The organism is Pseudomonas brassicacearum subsp. brassicacearum (genome assembly GCF_008801605.1).
GTDB classification, from domain to species: Bacteria; Pseudomonadota; Gammaproteobacteria; order Pseudomonadales; family Pseudomonadaceae; genus Aquipseudomonas; species Aquipseudomonas brassicacearum.
Window position 1 is genome coordinate 99,681 of record NZ_VZPJ01000004.1, and the last position, 22,782, is coordinate 122,462.

Annotated in this window: 21 protein-coding genes; 11 read left to right on the top strand and 10 right to left on the bottom strand. The window is 60.6% G+C overall.

The window, feature by feature from the left end:
* Positions 1-4: 4 nt before the first annotated feature.
* The 5 genes from F7R20_RS11510 to F7R20_RS11530 all read left to right on the top strand — a co-directional run bounded on the left by F7R20_RS11510 (position 5) and on the right by F7R20_RS11530 (position 5,499).
* A complete protein-coding gene (locus F7R20_RS11510; protein WP_003201823.1) occupies positions 5-1,375 on the top strand; it encodes an epoxide hydrolase family protein in 1,371 nt (456 codons plus the stop codon).
* 60 nt (positions 1,376-1,435) lie between these two features.
* Positions 1,436-2,509, top strand: coding sequence for an alpha/beta fold hydrolase (locus F7R20_RS11515; RefSeq protein WP_003201825.1), 1,074 nt, complete (start codon positions 1,436-1,438; stop codon positions 2,507-2,509).
* A gap of 24 nt (positions 2,510-2,533) precedes the next feature.
* Entirely contained in the window at positions 2,534-3,310 is a 777-nt protein-coding gene (locus tag F7R20_RS11520; RefSeq protein WP_003201829.1) for an alpha/beta fold hydrolase, read from the top strand.
* A gap of 290 nt (positions 3,311-3,600) precedes the next feature.
* Entirely contained in the window at positions 3,601-4,347 is a 747-nt protein-coding gene (locus tag F7R20_RS11525; protein ID WP_003201831.1) for a YkgJ family cysteine cluster protein, read from the top strand.
* 243 nt (positions 4,348-4,590) lie between these two features.
* Positions 4,591-5,499, top strand: coding sequence for an AraC family transcriptional regulator (locus F7R20_RS11530; protein ID WP_003201833.1), 909 nt, complete (start codon positions 4,591-4,593; stop codon positions 5,497-5,499).
* 46 nt (positions 5,500-5,545) lie between these two features.
* Here F7R20_RS11530 and F7R20_RS11535 read toward each other — a convergent pair whose 3' ends face one another.
* The 10 genes from F7R20_RS11535 to F7R20_RS11580 form a co-directional block, all read right to left on the bottom strand.
* Positions 5,546-7,783 (bottom strand): xanthine dehydrogenase family protein molybdopterin-binding subunit, encoded by a 2,238-nt coding sequence (locus F7R20_RS11535; protein ID WP_003201835.1) that lies wholly within the window; start codon positions 7,781-7,783, stop codon positions 5,546-5,548.
* Positions 7,784-7,795: 12 nt separating this feature from the next.
* On the bottom strand, positions 7,796-8,269 hold the full coding sequence (locus F7R20_RS11540) for a (2Fe-2S)-binding protein (RefSeq protein WP_003201837.1): 474 nt from the start codon (positions 8,267-8,269) through the stop codon (positions 7,796-7,798).
* Positions 8,270-8,494: 225 nt separating this feature from the next.
* Positions 8,495-9,814: an OprD family porin gene (locus tag F7R20_RS11545; RefSeq protein ID WP_003201839.1), complete on the bottom strand. Its 1,320-nt coding sequence runs from the start codon at positions 9,812-9,814 to the stop codon at positions 8,495-8,497.
* A gap of 178 nt (positions 9,815-9,992) precedes the next feature.
* Positions 9,993-10,823 carry a phosphodiesterase gene (locus F7R20_RS11550; protein ID WP_003201841.1) on the bottom strand — a complete coding sequence of 277 codons (831 nt, stop codon included), beginning with the start codon at positions 10,821-10,823 and terminating at the stop codon, positions 9,993-9,995.
* A gap of 25 nt (positions 10,824-10,848) precedes the next feature.
* The gene (locus F7R20_RS11555; protein ID WP_003201844.1) at positions 10,849-11,880 is read right to left on the bottom strand and encodes an ABC transporter ATP-binding protein; all 1,032 of its coding nucleotides are present in this window, start codon (positions 11,878-11,880) and stop codon (positions 10,849-10,851) included.
* Entirely contained in the window at positions 11,877-12,671 is a 795-nt protein-coding gene (locus tag F7R20_RS11560; RefSeq protein WP_003201846.1) for an ABC transporter permease, read from the bottom strand. Before F7R20_RS11560 ends, F7R20_RS11555 begins: the two co-directional genes overlap by 4 nt.
* Positions 12,668-13,522 (bottom strand): ABC transporter permease, encoded by an 855-nt coding sequence (locus tag F7R20_RS11565; protein ID WP_085983272.1) that lies wholly within the window; start codon positions 13,520-13,522, stop codon positions 12,668-12,670. Before F7R20_RS11565 ends, F7R20_RS11560 begins: the two co-directional genes overlap by 4 nt.
* A 15-nt stretch (positions 13,523-13,537) precedes the next feature.
* Positions 13,538-14,542 carry an ABC transporter substrate-binding protein gene (locus F7R20_RS11570; protein ID WP_003201851.1) on the bottom strand — a complete coding sequence of 335 codons (1,005 nt, stop codon included), beginning with the start codon at positions 14,540-14,542 and terminating at the stop codon, positions 13,538-13,540.
* A complete protein-coding gene (locus F7R20_RS11575) occupies positions 14,526-15,545 on the bottom strand; it encodes a LacI family DNA-binding transcriptional regulator (RefSeq protein WP_003201853.1) in 1,020 nt (339 codons plus the stop codon). Before F7R20_RS11575 ends, F7R20_RS11570 begins: the two co-directional genes overlap by 17 nt.
* Before the next feature lie 208 nt (positions 15,546-15,753).
* A complete protein-coding gene (locus F7R20_RS11580; RefSeq protein WP_003201855.1) occupies positions 15,754-16,311 on the bottom strand; it encodes a helix-turn-helix domain-containing protein in 558 nt (185 codons plus the stop codon).
* A 300-nt stretch (positions 16,312-16,611) separates the two neighbouring features.
* Between F7R20_RS11580 and F7R20_RS11585 the strand changes: the two genes are divergently transcribed.
* From F7R20_RS11585 to F7R20_RS11610, 6 genes are read left to right on the top strand one after another with little or no spacing between them, the layout of a single operon-like run.
* Positions 16,612-17,322, top strand: coding sequence for an iron-containing redox enzyme family protein (locus tag F7R20_RS11585; RefSeq protein ID WP_013693359.1), 711 nt, complete (start codon positions 16,612-16,614; stop codon positions 17,320-17,322).
* A 27-nt stretch (positions 17,323-17,349) separates the two neighbouring features.
* Entirely contained in the window at positions 17,350-18,471 is a 1,122-nt protein-coding gene (locus F7R20_RS11590; protein WP_003201857.1) for a pyridoxal phosphate-dependent aminotransferase, read from the top strand.
* A gap of 1 nt (position 18,472) precedes the next feature.
* Positions 18,473-19,642 carry an NAD(P)/FAD-dependent oxidoreductase gene (locus F7R20_RS11595; protein ID WP_003201859.1) on the top strand — a complete coding sequence of 390 codons (1,170 nt, stop codon included), beginning with the start codon at positions 18,473-18,475 and terminating at the stop codon, positions 19,640-19,642.
* The gene (locus F7R20_RS11600; RefSeq protein ID WP_003201861.1) at positions 19,633-20,490 is read left to right on the top strand and encodes a TauD/TfdA dioxygenase family protein; all 858 of its coding nucleotides are present in this window, start codon (positions 19,633-19,635) and stop codon (positions 20,488-20,490) included. The genes F7R20_RS11595 and F7R20_RS11600 overlap by 10 nt, the downstream gene beginning before the upstream one ends.
* Before the next feature lie 9 nt (positions 20,491-20,499).
* Entirely contained in the window at positions 20,500-21,783 is a 1,284-nt protein-coding gene (locus F7R20_RS11605; protein ID WP_003201863.1) for an ATP-grasp domain-containing protein, read from the top strand.
* A gap of 46 nt (positions 21,784-21,829) precedes the next feature.
* Positions 21,830-22,777 carry an EamA family transporter gene (locus F7R20_RS11610; RefSeq protein WP_003201866.1) on the top strand — a complete coding sequence of 316 codons (948 nt, stop codon included), beginning with the start codon at positions 21,830-21,832 and terminating at the stop codon, positions 22,775-22,777.
* Positions 22,778-22,782: the final 5 nt, after the last annotated feature.

The following is a 22,782-nucleotide window of genomic DNA, read 5'->3' on the forward strand; positions in this document are numbered from 1 at the left end:
CATCATGCTTGCAATTTCATCCGTTTGCGCCTGGCACCGTTGCCTGGTTCACACCGCCTGGGGCAGTGCGCTCAGTCTCGCACTGCTCGCTGCCAGCCCGGGGGCCTGGGCGGCCACCGTCGACGTCGCGCCATCCGGCACGGTTCAATCGTCTCAATCCGAAGCCATCCGTCCATACCGCATCCATGTCGATGACGCGAAGCTGGCCGAACTGCGCAAGCGCATTGCCGACGCCCGTTGGCCGGACAAGGAAACCGTCAACGACGTTTCCCAGGGCGTGCAACTGGCCCAGGTACAGGACTTGGTGAAGTATTGGGGCAACGGTTATGACTGGCGCAAGGCCGAGGCCAGGCTCAATGCATTGCCCGAATTCATCACCACGATCGATGGTGTCGACATCCAGTTCATTCATGTGCGTTCGCGTCATCCCAACGCCATGCCGCTGATCCTTACCCATGGCTGGCCGGGTTCGCAGTTCGAGTTTCTCAAGACCATCGGCCCGCTGACCGATCCGACCGCTTACGGCGGTCGCGCCGAAGACGCTTTCGACGTCGTGATCCCCTCGATTCCCGGCCACGGCTTTTCCGGCAAGCCAACTGAGTTGGGCTGGGGCCCGGACCGCGTGGCCAAGGCCTGGGACGTGCTGATGAAACGCTTGGGCTACACCCATTACGTGTCCCAGGGCGGTGATCATGGGTCGGTCATCTCCGACGCCCTGGGCCGCCTGGCGCCGCCCGGTTTGCTGGGCATCCATTTGAACATGCCGGCGACCGTGCCGCCGGAGCTGGTGAAGCCGATCAACAGCGGCGAACCGGCACCTGCGGGGTTGAGCGGTCCGGAACGCACTGCCTACAACTCGCTGAGCACCTTCTTCGGCCGCAATGCAGCCTACGGCGCGATGATGGTGACCCGGCCGCAGACCATCGGTTATCTGCTGGCGGATTCGCCCTCGGGCACAGCGGCATGGATGTACGAAAAGTTTGCCGCCTGGACTGACAGCGACGGCAAGCCGGAACGTGTGCTCAGCCGCGATGAAATGCTCGACGACATCAGCTTGTATTGGTTGACCGACACCGGCGCATCGTCCTCCCGTTTCTATTGGGAGAACAACAACAATAACTTCAGTGCGGTGGCGCAAAAAACCGCAGACATCAAGGTCCCGGTGGCGATCACCGTGTTCCCCCACGAAATTTACCAAGCCCCGAAAACCTGGGCCCAGCGGGCCTATCCATCGCTGTCCTACTTCAACGAAGTCAGCAAGGGCGGCCATTTCGCTGCCTGGGAGCAGCCGCAATTGTTCAGCGAAGAGTTGCGCGAGGCATTCCGGCCATTGCGCAGCGCCGCGAAAAACACCGTCGCCCAGACCGCTCATTAAACCTTTCCTGGCGGCTCCGGACCGGGAGCCGCTCACCCGCCATTCGTAAGGGAGATTCACATGGACACGACTCTGAACCACCCATCCGCACTGCGCCGTACTCGTTTGTTCACCCCAGCCATCCTGGTGTTCGCGATAATGCAATTGGGCGCCTTGGGCTTCGCGTCGTCGCAGGCAAACGCCGCCGATGTACCTGCCAGCACCATCGGCGCCATTACCCCGGGTAGTCACACCTCGTTCGGCCCGTTGAAGCACGTCAAGGCCGGCCTGCTGGACGTTTCCTATGCCGAGGTCGGTCCCGCCGACGGGCCGGTGGTCATCCTGCTGCATGGTTGGCCCTATGACATTCACAGCTACGCGGATGTGGCGCCAGCGCTGGCAGAGAAGGGCTATCGCGTGCTGATCCCGTACGCCCGCGGTTATGGCGATACGCGTTTCCTGTCGGCCAAGACCCTGCGCAACGGCCAGCCTTCTGCACTGGCAAGCGATCTGATTGATTTCATGGACGCACTGAAGATCAAGCAAGCCGTGCTCGGCGGTTATGACTGGGGCGCACGCACCGCCGACATTGTCGCGGCCCTTTGGCCGGAGCGGGTGAAGGCGCTGGTGGCGGTGAGTGGCTACCTGATCGGCAGCCAGGAGGCCGGCAAGACACCGCTGCCACCGGCCGCCGAACTGCAGTGGTGGTATCAGTTCTACTTTGCGACAGAGCGTGGTCGCCTCGGCTACGAGAAAAACACCCACGACTTCGCCAAACTGATCTGGCAGCTGGCGTCGCCCAAGTGGAACTTCGACGACGCGACGTATGACCGAAGCGCCGCCGCTTTGCAGAATCCCGATCATGTCGCCGTTTCAATCTTCAACTATCGCTGGCGGCTGGGCCTGGTCAAGGGCGAGGCCAAATACGACGCGCTGGAAAAGAAACTGGCGACGTTCCCGTCGATCAGCGTGCCGACCATCACCTTGGAGGGTGATGCCAATGGCGCTCCTCATCCCCCCGCCGAAGCCTATGCCAAGCGTTTCACTGGCCAATACGAGCATCGCCTGATCGATGGCGGTGTCGGCCACAACTTGCCGCAAGAAGCGCCGCAGGCTTTCGCCCAGGCTGTGATCGACGCTGATCATCTGCGCTAACACTCAAAACCCAAGGAGTATTCAATGAAAAAAGTCATTGCCGTACTGGCGTGCAGCGCTGGTCTGTTCATCGGTGCCAACGCGTTTGCACAAACTGAAAAACCCACCGTGGTCCTGGTCCATGGTGCCTTTGCCGATGCATCGAGCTGGAATGGTGTCGCCAGGATTCTCGAGAAAGACGGCTACACGGTGGTGGCGGCGGCCAACCCTCTGCGCAGCGTGAAAAGCGATGGCGCGGCGGTGTCAGCCTTGTTGACCAGCATCAAGTCTCCCGTTGTGCTGGTCGGTCATTCCTACGGGGGCAACGTGATCAGCGAAGCGGCCAATGACCACGCCAACGTCAAGGCACTGGTCTACGTCAGCGCGTTCGCCCCCGAGGCGGGGGAAACCGTCGCCGGACTTGCCGGCAAATTCCCCGGCAGCACCCTGGGCCCAACCCTTGCCGCGCCTGTCCCGCTGACGGATGGCGGCAAGGACTTGTACATCCAGCAAGCCAAGTTCCACGACCAGTTCGCCGCGGATGTTCCCGCCGGACAAGCGGCCCTGATGGCCGCGACTCAACGGCCGGTCACGGAAGCGGCTTTGAACGAGCAGGCCGGGCCGCCCGCCTGGAAGCACATTCCGTCCTGGTACATCTATGGCGACAAGGACAAGAACATCCCGCCGCAGGCCATGGCGTTCATGGCCCAGCGTGCCGAGGCCAAGGCGGTGAAAGTGGTCAAGGGCGCGTCCCATGTGGTGATGGTTTCAAACCCCGAGCCGGTCGCTCGCTTGATTGAGACAGCCGCTGCGGCGAAGTGATACTCATCTGAGCGGCCTCGGAAGATAGAGCGCGCCTCTCGAAGGCGGGTTGTACCTTCATTCTCTGATGGATTGCAGGGATCGAGGCAACGGTTGTCTGAAACAACGGTATTTCTCCAAAAGGTCCGAGACCTGAAATTCCCTTGGATCAGGCAACGATGCCGGCGAATCCGGCAAACGGATAGGCGTTTCGCTCCACATACTCTCGCGGCCCTGAGGCCCTGCCACAGCTGTATCCGAGTGGCAGGGGCTTTTGTAGGCCATCGAAAACATGTGTGCGAGTGCTTGATATGGAGAACAACACGATCCGCTTTGCCTGCAACGGCTGCGGGATCTGCTGCAAGGGCCGGCTGATTCCGCTGACGTTGGATGAGGCAAGGCAGTGGCTAAACCGCGGACATGAGGTGGCGGTCATACTGGAGGCGTTCGATGAGTCAACCTGGCCTTCCGAGCCTAGGCAATTCGCCCACAGCGCCCAACGGGCCGTGGCAGTCACCAGTGGCGATGCCCAGATTCGAGTCGTTGCGGTACTGGCGGGTAATGCGCTGACGCAATGCCGCAATCTCGGCGACGATGGTCGTTGCGGTATCTATGAAGAGCGGCCGTTGGTCTGTCGAATCTACCCGATGGAAATCAATCCGCTCATTGCCTTGCGTCCTGCCGACAAGGTCTGTCCGCCTGAGGTCTGGGAGGCGGGCGAGGTCTTGTTTACCGACCGCGTTGTCGATCCGATCCTGGCCGATCAGATCGAACGTTCCCGCCAGGCGGACAGGGACGACGCCCGGGCCAAGATTGCGCTGTGTGAAGCGATGGGCATGAACGTCGCCGCCTGGAAGGGCAACGCGTTGGCGGTGTACTTGCCTGATCGGGCGCAATTGGCTGAAGCGATCATTCGCTACGATCGCGCGCCCGTGGCACCGACAGGTCTGGATTGGAAAGTGCGGGTCGAAACGCCGGCCCTGGCCCAACAACTGCTGCAAGTGGGTATCGCGTTGGATGATCATCAGTCAACCGGCTACATCTTCCAGAATCTTTAGGCACCCAGCGAAGCCATCACTTTGTGCACCCCCACCCCATGAAACATCTTGTAATGCCCGGCTGCCAGTGACTGATGCGCGCTACGGATCGTTAAATCGTGCAAGAAATTGCGTCAATCAGGCAAGCGACTCGAATCGCCGACCCAGCATACTGCGTCCATATTGATCAACGACTTGCGGTGATGCCGAACAGTATTCGCCATCACCGCAAGTCGTGGGTCCGATGTTTTCAAGGAGTGAAATGTGCACACCGATTTCAACAGCGATCAGGGCGTCTGCGACATCAGTCGCCTGGCCGGTTCGGTCAGCCAGCTTGTGCCCAGCGAGGGCGACCAGATCACCGCCATTGCCGGCTTGAGCCTGCATCGGCGCAACGCGATCACCGCGCCGACGCACTGCATCTATGGCCTGGGTATCGGCGTGACCTTGCAAGGCCGCAAGCAAGCCATGCTCGGGGACGAGATACTGACTTACGCGCCGGGCCAGTCCATGGTGACCTGCGTGGATCTGCCGGTCATTTCCCATGTCTCCCAAGCCAGCGTCGCCAAGCCGTTCCTGGGCATGATGCTGAGATTCGACAGCACGATGGTCATGCAGGTGGCCGAGCGCATGCAGTTGTCACAACGCATGAGGGACGACGCGTTTCGACCGATTACCGTACAAGCGCTGGATGCCGGGGTGCTGGACGCCCTGCGGCGCTTGATAGAACTGCTGGAGGAACCGTCGCTGCTTGAGACAGTGGCTCCGCTGATCAAGGAAGAGATCATCGCTCGCCTGTTGAGCGGTGCCCACGCGCCACAGTTGCTGCATGTGATCGCTGCCGGGTCACCCAGCCAGCACATCGCCAAGACGGTTGCCTGGCTGAAACTGAATTTTCGCCAGGCGTTGCGGATGGACGATCTGGCGGCACAAGCGCACATGAGTCCATCCACGTTTCGCCAGCATTTTCGGACCGTGACCGGTATGAGTCCGTTGCAATACCAGAAGCAGCTGCGGCTACAAGCCGCTCGGCAGTTGATGTTGAGCCAGAACGTCGATGCGAGCAGTGCAGGGGGCCTGGTTGGCTATGAAAGTGCCTCGCAGTTCAGCCGTGAATACAGCCGTCTCTTTGGGGCGCCGCCGCAGCGGGATATCAAGCGCATTCGCTTGTGATCGTGAGGCTTGTCTGGCATTGCGACCAGACAGCCTCACACGCCTGTCACGTCAACTTGAAAGGCAACTCACGCAACGGTTTACCCGTCAGGCTCGCCACCGCGTTGGCAAAAGCCGGGGCCAGTGCCGGCAGGCCGGGTTCACCCATCCCCGTAGGAGGCTCGGCGCTGGGCACGATGTGGACGGCAAACGCCGGCATGTCGGTAATGCGCGGCACGCTGAAGTCAGCAAAATTGCTCTGCTGCACCACGCCATCTTTCAGGGTGATCGCGCCACCTGGCAGGCACATCGACAATCCCATCAGCGCCGCGCCTTGGACCTGGGCCTCGACACTGCGTGGGTTGACGGCCAGGTTGCAGTGCACACCGGCCGTCACGTTGTGCAGCACCGGCCGGCCGTCCTGCACCGAGGCTTCGACGACGTAGGCCACCACCGAGCTGAACGACTCGTGGACCGCCACGCCCCAGGCATGGCCTGCCGGTAACTGGCGCTTGCCATACTCGCTCTTGTCCACGGCCAATTGCAGCGCCTCGCGATGGCGTGGGCTCTGCTCACCAAACAGTTTCATCCGGTAGGCCACCGGATCCTGCCTGGTCGTGCGGGCGATCTCGTCGATCAGCGTTTCCATCACAAACGCCGTATGGGTGGAGCCCACACTGCGCCACCACAGCACGGGAACGTTGAGCTTGGGGTGATGAACCGTCAGCCGCATGGGCAGCGGATACGGATTGCGCAGGCCTTCCGTGGCGGTCGGGTCGATGCCGTTTTTCACCCGCCCGCCAAACACGGTGCCGGTGATGATCGATTGGCCCACCAGGGCGTGGTCCCAGGCGAGCACCTTGCCGCTGTCGTCAAAACCGATGCGCGCACGGTGCAGGTGCATGGGGCGATAGTAGCCGCCCTTGATGTCGTCCTCCCGACTCCAAAGGGTGCGGATAGGGGCGTTGACCCCGGCGGTGCGGGCGGCCTTGGCGACCTCACAAGCCAGTACGACGAAATCGTTGGTGGGCACACCGCGCCGGCCAAAACCACCGCCGGCGGTCTGCACGTTCACCTGGATCTGTTCCGGCTTGAGGTTCAGCACCTTGGCGGCCGCGGCACCATCACCGCCAGGGAACTGCGTACCGACCCACAGTTGAGCGCCATCCCCGGCTAGCTGCACGGTGCAGTTGAGGGGCTCCATCGGCGCATGGGCGAGGTAGGGAAACACGAACTCGGCGTCCAGTTGATGCGGCGCGCTGGCAAGCGGCGTCATGTCTGCATCAAAGTGCAGCGGGCCGGGTTGCTTGGCCAGTTCCCGGTATTGAGCCAATTGTTTCTCGCTGTCCACTTTTTCTACAGCGCTCGCATCCCACTCCACCTTCAGCGCATCGCGTGCCAGCTTTGCCTGCCAGTAACTGTCGGCGACCACCGCAACACCTTCGGCGCCGCCGTCCAGCGGTATGCGCAACACGGCTTTTACACCTTTCGTGGCACGTGCCGCGCTGTCATCCAGGGAGGCGATTCTGGCGCCGAACACCGGTGGCCGGGCGACGACAGCGGTGAGCTGCCCCGGCAGATGCATGTCGATGCCAAAATCCTGCTGGCCGCTGCTCTTGGCCTTGGCATCGATACGGGTGGTGGCCTGGCCGATGATGCGGAAATCCTTGGGATCCTTGAGCGTGATCTGCTCGGGCACCGGCATCGCCATCGCGGCTTCGGCCAGCTCGCCGTAGCTCGCTTTACGGCCTGCCGGGCCGAGGACCATGCCGGCCTGGGTGCTCAGGCTCGCCACGTCGACGTTCCAGCGCGCGGCGGCGGCACTCAGCAACATGGCGCGGGCGCGGGCGCCGAGTTCGCGGTACTGGGTATAGCTGTTCTTGATCGAGTTGGAACCGCCGGTGAGGTGGATGCCGAAGGCCGGGTCCATGTAGGCGGCGTCGCTGTTGCCGTTGCGACTGCGTACCAGGCTCCAGTCGGCATCGAGTTCTTCGGCAAGAATCATCGGCAAGCCGGTCTGCACGCCCTGGCCGAACTCCAGGCGGTTGATGGTTACCGTGACCTCGCCGCTGGGCGCGATCTGCACGAATGCCGAGGGTTGCTGGGTCGGTTTGAGCGGCGCGGCAGCACCATTGGCCTCCTGCGCCAGGGCCAGGTGAGGAAAAGCGCCGAGCGCCAGACCACCGACGCCGACGATCTTGAGAAAACTGCGGCGCGGCAGCGTAGCGGGACCGTCAGCCTCGTCGCGTTCAAGCAGGTGCTGCAAGGCGCGAGGGTGCTCGTTCGGGAAAATCTCGTTCAACATGGTCTGCTCCGATCAGGCAAGGGCTTTGGCAGCATCAGCCACCGCGGCGCGGATACGGGCGTAGGTGCCACAGCGGCAGATATTGCCGGCCATGGCCGAGTCGATCTCGGCGGCCGTGGGCTGCTTGCCCTTGGGCTGGGCCTTGAGGAAAGCGGTCGCGCTCATGATCTGGCCGCTCTGGCAGTAGCCACATTGCGCCACGTCATGCTTGACCCACGCTTCGTGCACGGCGCTGCCGACCGGGTCGCTGCCGTTGGTTGCCGCTTCGATGGTGGTGATCTTCTTGCCTTCGGCGGCGGCAATGGGCGTCACGCAGGAACGAATGGCCTGGCCATCCAGGTGTACGGTGCAGGCGCCACACAACGCCGCGCCGCAGCCGAACTTGGTGCCGGTCATGCCCAGCGTGTCGCGCAAGGTCCAAAGAATCGGGGTGCTTGGGTCTACGTCGACCGTGTATTCACGGCCATTGATGTTGAGGGCGCTCATAGGGGTACCAGCTCCGGATGGTTTGGCTCTGGTCAACTATAGAAAGCAATGCCGGGGGGCGATTGCACAATCCGGGCGGATAATTGCCTGATCGTGCGAATCGAAAAGGTGCTGAGTGTTGCCACAGCACAGGTGAGATCCCAACAGACAACACCCAACAGACAACCAAGCCAGGAGAGCGTCACGTGTGAGTTCCACTCCCTGGCCCCGAACAATACTGACCGCTTACAGCAATGGAATGCTATAGCTCACGATCAGGCGATTCTGATCCTGGTCACGAGCAATATCGCTGCGGGACATGCCGTTGCGCCAGCCGAAACCGACGTTCTTCAACGCGCCGCTCTGAATTACATAGTCCAGGGAGATATCACGCTCCCACTCACTGGCGTCCTGGCCGCTGGCCGTCTGGATGTTGTCGCCCTTGAGGTACATCACCGAGGCCTTCAAACCCGGCACGCCAAGCCCTGCGAAGTCATAGGCATACTGGGCGAATGCCGTGCGCTCGCCGGCCTGGATGAATGTCTGGATGGTACGGTCGGTGTAGAGGTAGAGACTCGCGCCGCCTTCGCCTTTACCCACCAGGCCGCCCTGGTTCAGTTGTGTAAAGTTGCTGTCTTCGGACACGCTTTGATAACCGGCGGTAATGGCATGGCCGCCCAACGAGTAAATGAACGCCGCACTCCAGGTATCGTTGTCGATTTCACCGCTGCCGTCCTTGGTATAGCCGCCGACTTTGTAACCACTGGCGCGACCGGCTGCGCTGCCGTTCTTGCCATCGGACGTGGTCTTGAAATAACGCAGGTCGGTTTTCAACGAGCCGTATTCACCCAACGGTAATACATGCAGCAAACCGGCGAAGTGCTGCTGGTAATAATCTTCCAGATTGGCGTAGTAATACTGGGCGGTCAGGTCCTTGGTCAGTTTGTAATCGCCACCGGCAAAGGTGAATTTGTTGCTTTCCTGGCTGCCGCCCGCCACGGCCAGGCCGGCGCTGTCACTGGAAGCACGGCCGGTGGCGTGTTCCAGTTGTCCGGCAGTGAAGGTCAGGTTGTCGATTTCATTGCTGGTGACTTGGCCACCCTCGAAGGTTTGCGGGAGCAGGCGGCCATCGTTGGAAACCAGGATCGGCAGCTTCGGCTGCAAAGTGCCGTAACGCAGTTCGGTCTTGGAAACACGCATCTTCGCGGTTGCACCGAGACGCGACCATTGGTCCGCCGCCTTGTCACCATCGTTTGGGAACATCGAGCCGCCAACATGACGACCCGCGCCGCTGTCGAGCTTCAGGCCTAGCAACCCGATCGCGTCCAGGCCAAACCCCACGGTACCGTCGGTAAACCCGGATTGATAATTGAGCATGAAGGCCTGGCCCCATTCTTCGGTCTTCGAAGGTGCGGCGGCGCCATCACGGTTATCGTTGTTGAAGTAGAAGTTGCGCAAGTTCAAGTTGGCTTTGCTGTCGCTGATAAAATCAGCCGACGCCAATGGACTCAGGACCAGACTCACACCGCCAGTTAAAACACTCAGTACTTGCAATAGGGCTTTCATCAGGACGAACTCCACCGCGGAATCACTGTTCCGGGCATGTTGGAAAGGCAGCAGTAAGCTCTCGGCCGATCACCTGATTGGCCGATGCGTTAAATGACTCGTTAGAAAATCTTCAATGCATAGAGTGGGGTAGGGGATAAATCTCCAAAGCGTGCCATCAGTGAAAGTCCCTGGGTTATCAGTCGATCAATCCATGAGCGTCATAAAAGGGGTACGGCCCGGGATACTCGCCAAACACGCCGTTATGGGTCACCAACCCCTGTCCATGCCAGTGGTGCAGCAGGTAGCCGGGTGGTTCCAGGTTGAAATGCGCGGGAGCGGTTGGCTGTAGATCCAGGACAATTTGATGGGAGGTGCCGGGACACACGCAGCTCAGGCTGCCACCAAAGCGTCGCTGCATCGGCCGATGCAAATGCCCGCACAGCAGGCGCTCTACCTGCGGATGACGGGCGATGACCTGCTCCAGCGCCGAGGCGTTGACGAACGGTTCGCGGTCCATGTGGCCGATGCCGCTGATAAACGGCGGGTGGTGCAGGACCAGCAGCGTTGGCACGTCGGGGCGACCGGCCAACTGTTCATCGAGCCAGCTCAACTGGCTATCCAACAACCGGCCGCCATGGCCGCCGGGAATGGTGCTGTCCAGGCCGATCAGGCGCAGCGGATGTTCGTCAACCACCCAATCCAACGGGGCTCCGGCCACGCTTGGCAAATAGTCATGATCGGCAAATGCCGCCCGCAAATGCTCGCGGTTGTCATGGTTACCGGGAACCAGGTAGCAAGGCATGTGCAGGCGCGCCAGTTCGGGGTGCAGCACGGCATATTCATCAGGGCGACCGAAGTCCACCAGGTCGCCACTGATCACCACGATGTCGGGACGCGGCACCCGGGCATTCAAATGGTCAACGGCATGACGCAACGCGGCGAGGGTATCGACGACGCCATAGGTCAGTTTTTCTCCGGCCTTGAGATGCAGGTCGCTGATCTGCGCAATGAGAAACGGATGATTCAAAATAAACCCTCTGAAAACACGAATATCACGATGACAAGGTGAACAGCACCTGCGGCTCGACGGCCAAGGAAACCAGGGCGCCAGGGGTGTGTATGACGCTGTCGGTGCTGTCCACCAGCAATGGCTGGGCGGCGCCGACGTCTACCAACAGGCGGCTTTGGGCTCCCTGGAAAAACTGGCCCACCAGTCGCCCGCGCAGATGCCCCTCGTTGTCCATCACCCGCAAATGCTCGGGGCGACAATAGACGGTGGCGGGCAGCCCGGCACCACGCCATGGCAACTCTCCGCCATGGACTTTCAAGCTCAGGGAGGTGTGCTCGAGCACCGCGAAAGCGTTGAGGTTGCCGACAAAACTGGCGACGAAAGCGCTGGCCGGTTGCTGATAGATTTCCCGTGGGCTGGCCAATTGCGCAACGCGGCCGCGCTCCATGACCAGGATCCGATCGCCCAGCGCCATGGCTTCGCCCTGGTCGTGGGTGACGAACACGGCGGTAATGCCCAGATGGCGTAGTAACTGATCCAGTTCGCTGCGCAGGCGCTCACGCAACTGCGCGTCCAGTGCCGCCAAGGGTTCATCGAGCAGCAATACCCGGGGCTTGGGCGCCAGGGCACGGGCGAGCGCGACCCGCTGGCGCTGACCGCCGGACAACTCGTGGATGCTGCGCTTGCCATGATCCTGAAGGCCCACCAGTTCCAGCAGCTCCGAGCAACGCTTGTTCCGTTCGGCAGGCGCCATGCCGCGAATCTTCAAGCCATAGACGATGTTGCCGGCCACATCCAGGTTGGGAAACAACGCATAGTTCTGGAACACCATGCCCACGTCGCGCCGCTCGATGGGCAGGCGGGTAACGTCGGTGTCGCCAAAAAATACCTGCCCCACATCCGGGCGTTCGAGCCCGGCGATCAGCCGCAGGGTGGTGGTTTTACCGCAACCGGACGGACCGAGGATCGCCAAGGTTTCGCCGGCCTCTATGGTCAGGTCCAGGTCATGGACGGCAACGGTGCCGTCCGAGAACGCCTTGCGGCAACCCGCCAGGCGAATGGTGGTTCCGGTCATCGTTTGTCTCCACGGGAAAGGCGCGCGCTGATGGCCTGCAACGCAATCAGCAGCGGCACGATCATCAGCAGGAATATGAGGGTGTAGGCGCTGGCGACTTCCAGCCTGGCCGAGGCATAGCTGTCCGCCAGGCCTACCGGCAATGTCTTGGTCATCGGCGTGTGGAGCATCCAGGTCAGGTTGAACTCGCCCAGCGACAGCGTGACAACCATGAGTACCCCGGCGAGAATCCCTGCCCGACAATTAGGCACTACCACACTGAAGAATCGTCGCAACGGCCCGGCGCCAAGGCTGGCTGCGGCTTCTTCCAGGACGGGCAAGTGCTGGCGTTGCATCACCGCCATCACCGGACGCACGAGGAACGGCAGGGTGAACAGCACATGGCCGACGAGAATGAACAGCCAGCTGCTGCGAAATCCGCCGAATTGGCCATAGGTGAGCAGCAACGCCAGGGCGCTGGCCAGGCCTGGCATCGCCACCGGTAGCACCATCAACTCCTCGAACGCACGGCTGAAGCGGTTGTTCATCCGTACCAGCGCGTAAGCCGCCGGAACACCCACCACGCAGACGCACAGTGCGCAGGCCACGGCCAGCTGCAGGGAGAGCCAGACCGTCGGCGAATAGGCCTGCCAGACTTGCACCAGCCAATCGAACGTCAGGCCGCTGGACACGCCCTGGAAATAATTGCGTGTCAGCCCGGCCAGCAGTGACATCAGCACCGGCACCAACATGAACGCGCAGACCAGCAGGGTGAACAGCAACTGCCCGATGAACAGCGTTGAGCGTCTCACAAGACTGTCCTCGAATTTTTCGCCAGGCGCCTGGCCAATAGCAGCACCGCCCAGGTCAGCGCCCCCAATACCACCGACAGCGCAGCCGCCACGGCGAAATTGGCATAATTGGTGAACACGTTGTAGATCGCCACCGGGGTCACGTTCAGGCGGGTGCCCAAGGTGAAGGCCGTACCGAACGCGCCCATGGAAGTGGCAAAGCAGATCGCTCCGCACGAGACCAGCGCCGGCGCCAGGCCTGGGACGATGACATCGCAGATCACTCGCCAGTGGCCGGCGCCCAATGAATGCGCGGCTTCTTCCAGGCTGCGATCCAGGCTTTCGCAAGCGGCCATCACCGTGAGGATCACCCGCGGAATCGAGAAGTACAGGTAACCGATGCAAAGGCCCATCAGCGAGTAGGCGAAGATCCAGCGTTCACCCGCCAGCTCGAGGCCAAGGCTGGCGAACAAGCCTTGGCGCCCAGCCAGCAAAATCACCAGGAAACCGACGACCACACCGGGGAATGCCAGCGGGAAGGTCAACAAGGCGACCAACAGCGAACGACCGAAGAAGCGCTGGCGACTGAGGAAAACCCCACTGATGCCACCCACCAACAGCGCTGCGAGGGTCGTCGCCAAAGCCAGCAGGCAAGTCTGTGCCAGACTGCCCAGGTATTGCGCACTGCCCAGTACCTGCCAATAACCGTTTTCGCCGCCGTCGCGACGTTGCCCGCCCAGCACGATCAGGTGCGCCAGCGGCAACAGCCAGAACGCAAACAGCACCGCTGCCGCAGGCGCCAGGGCCCAGGCCGCGGTCAGCCGCAGACGCGGCACCGTGGCCTGGCCCGACGAGACTCCCCGGGCTTTTATTACCGAGGCGGTCACTTACTTGACCTCTTTCAGGTAACGCGCGGAAAAGGCTTCCTGCGCCGCCGCCATCTGCTCGTAGTTGACCACACCGGCCCGGGCGTAATCGCTGTCCGGCAGGAACTGTGCGGCGACGTCGGCTGGCATCCTCATCGCCCGCACCGGCCGCAGGTAGGCCTTGGCCCAGAGCGCCTGGCCTTGCTCGGACAGGACGAAATCCAGGACCTTCTCGGCGTTGGCTCGATGGGGCGCGTTGCCGACGATGCTCATCACGTAAGGCACGCTGATGCTGCCTTCCTTGGGAATCACGAAAGCGACGTTGGCCTTGTCCTTGTAGCGCGCCCGGTAGGCGTTGAAATCGTAATCGACCAGGATCGGCAATTCACCGGACAACACCCGCGCATAAGCGGTCTGCTTGGGCACGATGGGTGAGTTTTTCGCCAGTTTCTGGAAGTAATCGATGGCAGGCGTAAAGTCATTGAGGCTGCCGCCCATGGCCTGGTTGATCGCTACCGCAGAAACGTAGCCGACGAACGCACTGGACGGATCAAGGTAGCCGACCATGCCTTTGTACTCAGGCTTGAGCAGATCGCCCCAGCTTTGCGGCACGGGCAAACCGCCCAGTGCATCGACGTTAACCATGATGCCCAAGGTGCCGGAGTGAATGGCAAACCAGTGTCCTTGCGGGTCCTTCAAACCGTCCGGGATCTGCTCCCAGCCCTTGGGCTTATAGGTGCCGACCACCCCGGCTTTTTGCGCCTGCAAACCGAAGGTCACGCCGTAATACACCACATCCGCCACTGGCGCGGCCTGTTCGGCCACCAGTTGTGCCAATGCCTGCCCGGAGTTCTTGTTGTCCAGCGGGACCTGCACGCCGGTGGTATCGGCAATGGCCTTGAGCTGCGTGCCCCAGTCGGCCCATTCCGGTGGGCAGTTGTAGCAAATCGCCGTTTCGGCAGCCTGGGCCAGGCTGGCAATGCCGCAAAGCAGCAACGTCGCCAGGGTTTTACTGAAGCGGATCATCAAGCGTCTCCTCGTAGGGTTGAGTACTTTCGCCCGGCCGGATATGGCAGGGCAGGCAATGGGAAACCGGTGCGGCGCCGCCGATCTGCGCCAGCAGTTGGTCGATCACGGTGCAGGCCAGGGCTTCGATGGGCTGGACGACGCTGCACAGCGTCGGGTGTATCTGAGTGCCGAGGGCGATGCCATCAAAGCCAATGACTGAAAGCTGCTGGGGGACGTGCCAGCCGTTGCGACGCAGTTGTGCAATCAGGCTGATTGCCAACAGATCGTTGGAGCAAACCAGCGCACTGAGGGCTTGCGGGCCTTGCAGCAGCGGCTCGATGGCGGCGAAGTCGGCTTGGGTATGGGCCGGCATTTCAATCACCGGCAGGCAGTCGAGACCGGCCTCACGCATGGCGTCGCAATAACCGGCGTAACGCAGGCGAGCACGGTCCGATTGCAGTGCCGGGCCGGCCACCATGCCAATGCGCCAATGCCCGGCTTCGAGCAGATAACGCGTGGCGAGGGCCATGCCGGCACGGTTGTCCACCGACACGGCGCTGTAGTCCGGATTGCCCGGCTGGTGATAGGCCAGCACAAAAGGCGTGTCCTCGTTGTCCAGGCTTTGCAGCACGCGGTTGCTCTCGGCGTCGGTCACCGTGAGGACCAGGCCGTCGACGCGCTGGCGCAACAACTCCTCGACCACCACGCTTTCGCGCTCGCTGCTGTAGTCGGTCGTTGCCAGGAGCAGGTTGTAGCCGCGCAAGCGCGCAGCGCGCTCCATGGCCTGGAATTGTTCGGCGAACACTGGATTGAGCAGGTTAGGGACCACCACACCGATCAGCTTGGTCACCTGCAGGCGCAGTTGGCGGCCCAGACGATTGGGCCGAAAACCCAGTTGGCGCGCAGCGGCGAACACTTGCTCGCGGGTCGCCGGACGCACCACTTCAGGGGAGGCAAAGGTGCGGGCCGCGGTTGCCCGCGAAACCCCAGCCAAACGTGCCACTTCTTTCAAATCAGTCATTGTCACTCGCTTGAGATCGATCTCATTGGCGAGGACAGTACCCAGCCGCCATGGCATTTCAGCGACGGAGTGATGACGATTTGATGTCAGTTTGCGATAGCAGCCTCTGACGGTTATGCAGGTCGCGCACGCCGCATCTGGTCGCAGGTCGGCGAATGGACGCGCTGGCACCAACCATTGGTGCAGGTGGGCGCCGAAGGGGCGATGGTTACTTGCGAATCAAGGCTATGACGTATTCGCACACTTGCGATGTGGCGTTTTCGAACGTGCAGGCTTCTTCCGGCAGCCCCAGTTGCAAACAGTCGCCTTGCTCCAGGACATAGGTGGTAGTGCCCTTGGTAAACGTCAGCGTGCCTTGCGTGGTCCACACCTGCTGATGAAGGAACGCATAGGCCGTGGCGGGGTAGCTGATACGCACGCCCGGAGGCAGTTGCACGCTGATGAGTTCCAACGGCCAGCCCTCCCGCGGGGAGACTTGCTGGCGCGAATAGCCGGTTTCCGGGTCTACCCAGCGCGGTTGCTCTGCCGCCCTTGAAAGAAGTCCCGAGCGCCCCTCGGCTCGATGCAACAGTGTGGAGAGGGGCAAGCCGAACGCCCCCGACAACCGACCCAGGATGGTCGAAGTCGGGCTGACCTGCGCGTTTTCAATTTTGCTGATCATTGCCTTTGATACGCCAGATAGCTGGGCGAGCTCGCCGATGGACCATTCCCGAGCGGTTCGCTCGGCTTTGATGGTGAGGGCGATGTCGATGGGTTGATTGTTCACTATAGAAGACTTCCAGATCGGGGTGATTTAATTTGAGCTTAGCGCCCGACATGCATCTTGTTGGTGCAAAAAATAAATAATGCTCTATTTCTGTGCGATAAAATTTCACCGAATCATAATCTATTGATTTTAAATGGAATTAATATCACAAATTTGATGTTTCAAAATAAATCTATTGTTCGTAGCGCCGTCGATTAAAAGTATTAATTTGTTTGCGGGAATCGCTTGTTTACTATCTGAAACGCGCAGCGACATTCCGTCGCGGCCATCCAAGCTACCTTATCGTATTTGGGGGGATCTATGCCGGCTCAGCAAATGGAACAAGGCTGTCTGACGGGTGAGCAAATCATCCATTCGATTAAAGGAATGATCACGGCTTCGGGGATCAACACCAATGCGTTCTATAAAACCTTTCGACAGGCCCCGCTGCCCAAGGCGACGCTGAAGAAAGTGTTCCAGCAGTACTTTTATTACATTCGTACGTTCCCTCAGATCCTGGCGGGCACCTCGCACCGTACCGACAGCGAAGTGATTCGGATGAAGTTGGCGCGCACGGTCGTGTCTGAGCTGGGCGATGGGGTAGGCGAGGCACACTTCATCATGTTTGAGCGTGTACTTGCCGGCGTTGGCATCACGTTGGATGACTGGAAGAAGGTTGAATATATTCCCGAAGCCAGTGAACTGGTCGACGGCCTGCGTCGAATTTTCCTCGAGGGTTCGACAGAGCATGCCATTGGTGCTCATTACGTTATCGAAGAGTTCGGCTTTCCGATGATCGCCAACCTGTACGAAGGCTTCCGCCTCTACAGCGGGTGGAAACACGAAGACTTCACCTACTTCTATCTGCACATGCTGGTAGAAACCGATCATGTGCAATGGATCAGTGACGCGGTCATGGAGGCGGCCCGGGACACTGACAACGGCAACAATATTCTGGAGGGCGCTGCCGATGTACTGAACTTGTTGACCCGATTCTGGCAAGGACTCAACCGAGTAGCCACTCACGCCTGACCGATCAATACAAGGGGGCGGGAAGTCATGGATGATTTGACATTGATTGGTCGAGTGGCGCCCTTCAGGGATGCCAGTGCATACGCAGCATCCTCAGGAGCGTTGAACCTTTCGCAAGGAATTCCTGAACCCCTGTTTGACAATGCCATGAATGCGGCGCTGGCCCGCCAGGTCCGGGCGGGCTGGCAGTACGCCGACCCTCGCGGCGAAATGATTTTGCGCGAAAGCATTGCAGCTCACAGTGCAGGCTATGCACCCGACAGCGAAGTGCTGGTGACCAGTGGCTGTACCGAGGCCTTGTACCTGGCCCTGTACGCAGCGTCCACGCAGTACGGCAGCCGGGTCGCGTTCTTTGAGCCCTTTTATCCCTATTACCCAGGAATGGCCTCGTTGCTGGGGTTGGAGTTTGTTGCAGTGCCGTTGTCGGCAGGGGAGTCGATCGGCCCCGATTGGGCAGTGCTCGAACAGCAATTGCGCGCTGGTGTTCGCATACTGCTGCTCAATACACCCCATAACCCGACGGGGTGGTGCATGTCCGCTGATGATTGGCAGCACATGGTGGCGCTGGCAAAAAACCATGACTTCATGGTGATTGTCGACGAAGCCTATCGTCACTATCAGTACGACACTGACACATCGGCGCGGTACCCCCGGCAGCAGATTCCCATGATGGTGGCAGGCAGCGCATCAAAGTTGTTGTCCATGACGGGCGTCCGGATCGGCTGGTTGTGCGCGCAGGCAACCTTCATGGAGCGAGCCTATGCCCATCACCTCTACCTGAGCTATTGCCAACCCACCCCCATACAGGCAGCCGTTGCTGTTTTGCTCGATGAGTTGACCGCCGGGCGCCTGGATAGCCTGCGCGAGCACTACAAGCACAAACGTGATCGCCTGGCAGGTGCGCTGACGGCTGCCGGGCTGGATATCCGGTTACCGGCGGGCGGCCATTACATCATGGCCGACTATTCACGGCGGGCGCCTTCATTGTCCCCCGTTGAATTCAGTCAACACCTGGCCGTTCGTTGCGGGGTCATGCCATTGCCTGCGACGCCCTTCTACCAGGGGCCGTGCCCCACCTATGTCAGGTTTTCTTTCTCGGTAGCCAAACCCATTGTTGATCAAGCCTGTGCCCGCCTGGAGGATTTTTGAAATGGAGCAGCATGTGTTCGACGTCATTGTCGTAGGCGGCGGTCCCGCAGGGCTTAGCGAGTGTATCCGGCTGATTGATCTGGGCCTGAAAGTCGCTGTTATCAGCGATGTATTCGGGGGGTGCATGGGCATGATGGGGGATCATCCATTGCAGTCCTACTGCAATGAACTGGAGATCGAAGGCGCGCCCTATCCCTTGCATCGGTTCATGCGCAAGTTGTGCGTCAGCCCCACCGGTGAGGAATACGCAGCCTACATCCGTAGTAACTTCGAAGCCTTGCCCTTGACCAGGATCCAGCAACGGGTGGTCACCGTCAGCAAGGCCCAGGGGCTGTTCGAGGTGAGCCTGGCCCCGGGTTCCCAGCATCGGTCCTTGCGTGCACAGCAGATTATCCTGGCAACCGGGATTCGCCCGAAGGCGCCGCCCTTCGAAATGCCCAGTGCCCATTGGTTGAAGTGCTTTGACGTCTATCAAATGGTTGCGCGGGGCGAGGCCCACCGTTTCCTGCAGCAGGATGTGGTCATCTTCGGCAGCGGTAACAGTGCGTTTCAGATCGCACTGCTCCTGGCCCCGTTCGCCCGCAATGTGTCGATTCTGATCAAATCCTATCTGGGGCTGTATCCCCAAGAGACCGATGATCGCTTTGCCCTCAGGTCCCTTAGCCAGCGCACGCTGGAAATGATTGCCAAGACTTCGTCCAGTTCCTTTCAAGGGCCGCTCAACAGCGCCAGCAGCACAGGCCGGGCCAATATCTGGCTGCATGCCTACAGCAGCATTCGCCAGGATGGCGACAAGGTCGTCCTGGACCTTCCGTCGTCACTCAACGGCAATCCGCTGCTCCAGGCTTCCTGTCGCAAGGCTCAAGAGGCGGGCCGGTTGGTCGCCGCCCAGGCATCCGACGGGCATGAGTTGCACTTGGATGTGTCGGCCAAGGAGCAATGCCTTGTTTCGGCCATCGGCGTCACCGCACAACTCCCCGCCACCGACTGGCCGCAACTGCTCAACCAGCAAACCGGCTTTACCTGCCACCAGGATGGGAAAAGCCCTGTCGCCGGCCTGTATTTCGCGGGTGCTGCCTCAGGTTATGCGTCGATCAATACGATGGTGCCGGCAGCTGCAGAAATGAGTGCCGCAATATCGCTGCAAGAAGGACTGCGGTCATGGGCGTGAGGATGTTCCAGCCGCTGCGCCTGGACCTCGGCGACGTGCTCGGGCAGTCGGCAGCGGAGCTCAGGCAGGCCATCGCGCAGGCCAAGGTGCTGGTCATCGCCAACCAGGACGTCAGCGTCGCCCCTTATGTGCAGTTGATGCGCAGGCTGGGCTCGCCTGTCCATCATGTGTTGGCCAAGTACTGCCTCGAGGATTATCGGGAAGTGCTGACCGTGACCAATCTCCATCGGGACGGCCAGGCCTTGGGCGTGCATGAAGGAGGAGGGTATTGGCACACCGACATGTCGTACAAATCGGCGAACACGGTATTCACCTCACTGCTGTCGGTACGTGTACCAGACCAGCACGGCGAGACCCAATTCATCGATTGTGTCGCGGGCCTGCATCAGGTTCGCCAGTGGCTGGAAAGCCCAGGTTGCCCGTCGTACCTGAAGGGGCTCGACCTGGAAAACCTGCGGATTCACCACCGTTTCGGCAATCGAGACGCGCTGCGCAATGCCGACGCCGCGGTGCAACAGCTCAATTCCCAGGAGGCTGGCGCACTGGAAAACACCGTGGTCCACCCCCTGGTGTACAAGCACCCACTCGCTTGCACGGCGTCGCTGTATGCACCGGCTGCCACGGCCATGCAAATAGAAGGGGTCACGCCTGCACTGTCCCATCGCATTCTCGACAGTCTGGTCGACTTCCTTGTCCAGCACGCACCGCGCTATCGGCATGCCTACCGCCCAGGCGACATCGTCATCTGGGACAACCTTTCAACGCTACATAAAGGTCCGCCCATACCCAAAAGTGAAGGGGGCGCCGATGCGCGCCTTCTCTATCGCATGAACGTCGACTTCCAGTGAGGCACTACCATGATCCAGACCATCGTTTTCCTGACGCCCCATTACCTTAACTTTGCCTCCGAGAAGGCGCTGCAGACGCTGGGTCGAGATTGCCGGACAGTGTTGATCGCCTATCACGCCGACGTCCTGCCGCCTACGCTTGAGCGCAATGTCTCGCAGATCGTGCGTGTCGATGCGGACCTGCAGCGCAACATCCGCCCGTTGCTGGATCATGACCAATGTCGCAGCGTCATCAGCGATGAGCTGCGAGCCGTGCAAGGCAAAACTTCCTCATTGCGTATTTTCTGCCAGGAAGAGTGCCACGTTGAACTGGCGGCTCAGTTGCGCGAGGAGTTCGGATTAGAAGGCGACACACAGGCGATCGTGGCGAACTTTCGCGACAAGGTGCTGATGAAACACGCCGTCAGCAAGAAGGGGATACGCATTCCCGAGTTTGTGCCACTGGATCACGTACGGCTATCGGCTGAGCCTCAGGCTTACTACGCTGATCTGACGGCGCGATTGGGCTTGCCCCTGGTCCTGAAGCCGGTGAACGCAGCGGGCAGTTTCGAGGTGTCGATCATTCGCAACGAGGCCGAATTCATCAAGGCCCGCGAACAAGTGTTGGCCTCGCCGTATCATTTTGATTATGAGGTGGACGAGTTCATTGACGGCGACATGTTCCAATGCGACTCGTTTGTGGTCGACGGTCAAATCCGCTACTGCGGTGTGCTGGAACTGGGCTGCACCAACTTCGACTTTGTCCAGGGCAAGCCCTTGAGCGTGATTCCCGTGGCCGACCCCACGCTCAAGGCGACCCTGGAGGCATTCAATCGGGACGTGATTGCGGCCCTGAACTTTCGCAACGGTTCGACGCACCACGAGGTCTTCGTGGACCGCAAGCGCGGTTATCCGGTGTTCCTGGAAATTGCTGCACGCGTACCTGGCGGCATCGGGGTGCCGTACCACGAGAAAAACAGCGACATCAACCTGATCGACGCCAATCTCTACCTCGTAGCCGGCGCCGCAGCACTCGATGACATCAAGCCCAACGAGAAGAACAACGTTGTGTCCGCCTTGTTGCCCTTGCGCAAAGGCCGGATCAGCCAGCTCAACGAACCGCCCATTTCCAGTACCTACGACATCGACTGGCGGGTCGCCCCCGGAATGGTGGTGGACTCCCGGTCCCTGGCCGATACCGCGGGCATCCTGACTTTGTACAACGCAGACCCAAAGGTACTTCGCGCCGACTTCGAAGCCTTGCAGGACTACGTACCGACCCAGGTGGAAGTGCTGGAGCCGGGAACCGCTTGATTGATCCAGCGGGCGGCAGGCAACAGGTTTTTCTCAAGGAGCAGGCATGAAGACAGGAATACTCGGTGCCGTCAGCATGGCGGTCTACTGCATCTCGACGGCGCTCTCGGCCGTCTGGGTCATGGTGGCGTTCACCCGCATCAGTGGGGCGGCGTTGACATTCATTACCTTCCTGATGGCCTGGGCGGTATTTTTCCTGGTGCATACCTTGCGGGGTCATGACCCGTTTCGTCTGCTGCGCGAGGAGTGGCGAGGCGTTCTGCTGCTCAATGTGCTGACGTTGTTCAGTTGGTGGTTGATGTTCATGGCATTGCAGCGCATTGAGGCGTCGGTGGAGTCAGCGATCTATCAGGGCTGGATGCCGCTGGTGGTGGTGGTCTGTGAAATGCTGGTGGCGCGTTCCTCGGTCAGTCGTTCCCGCTGGCTGGGCGCGCTGCTGATCCTGTTGTCGCTGATGGCGTTGGTCCTTATGCGTCTCGCGCTTGGAGTCACGGCCCAGGTAAGCCTGGTCAACTTGCATGAGGGCATTGCCCTGGCGACTGTCGCCGGGATCACTGGTGGGATCTATGTGTTCTGCTCGGCTCGACTGAACCGCGATAGCAAGTACAGCGCCATGGATATCCTGTGCGTCAGGTTCTTCCTGCTATTGATCGTCACAGGGTGGGTCGGCCGGGAAAATTTGCACCAGTTGCTCACGCTGGATACCGCCATGCTCGGCCAGTTGATCAAGCTGGCGTTTGTCAGCGTGCTGATTCCGGTGTTTACCCTGCAATTTGCCATTCAGCACCTGGGAGGCGGGCGGGTGTCCATTCTCACGCCTTGCGTACCGGTCATCGCCTTGGCCGCCGAGTTCGTGCTCTCCACCTGGCATAGCCCTTGGGTTCCCGTCCTGGTTACGGTGGTGTGTGTGGCGGTGTTGTTGTCCAACGTCTGGTTTTCGCGAGACAGGCGCGTTGTTCGTTCAGGGCCCATGCCTGTTGCCCTTCAAAAATAGACTTC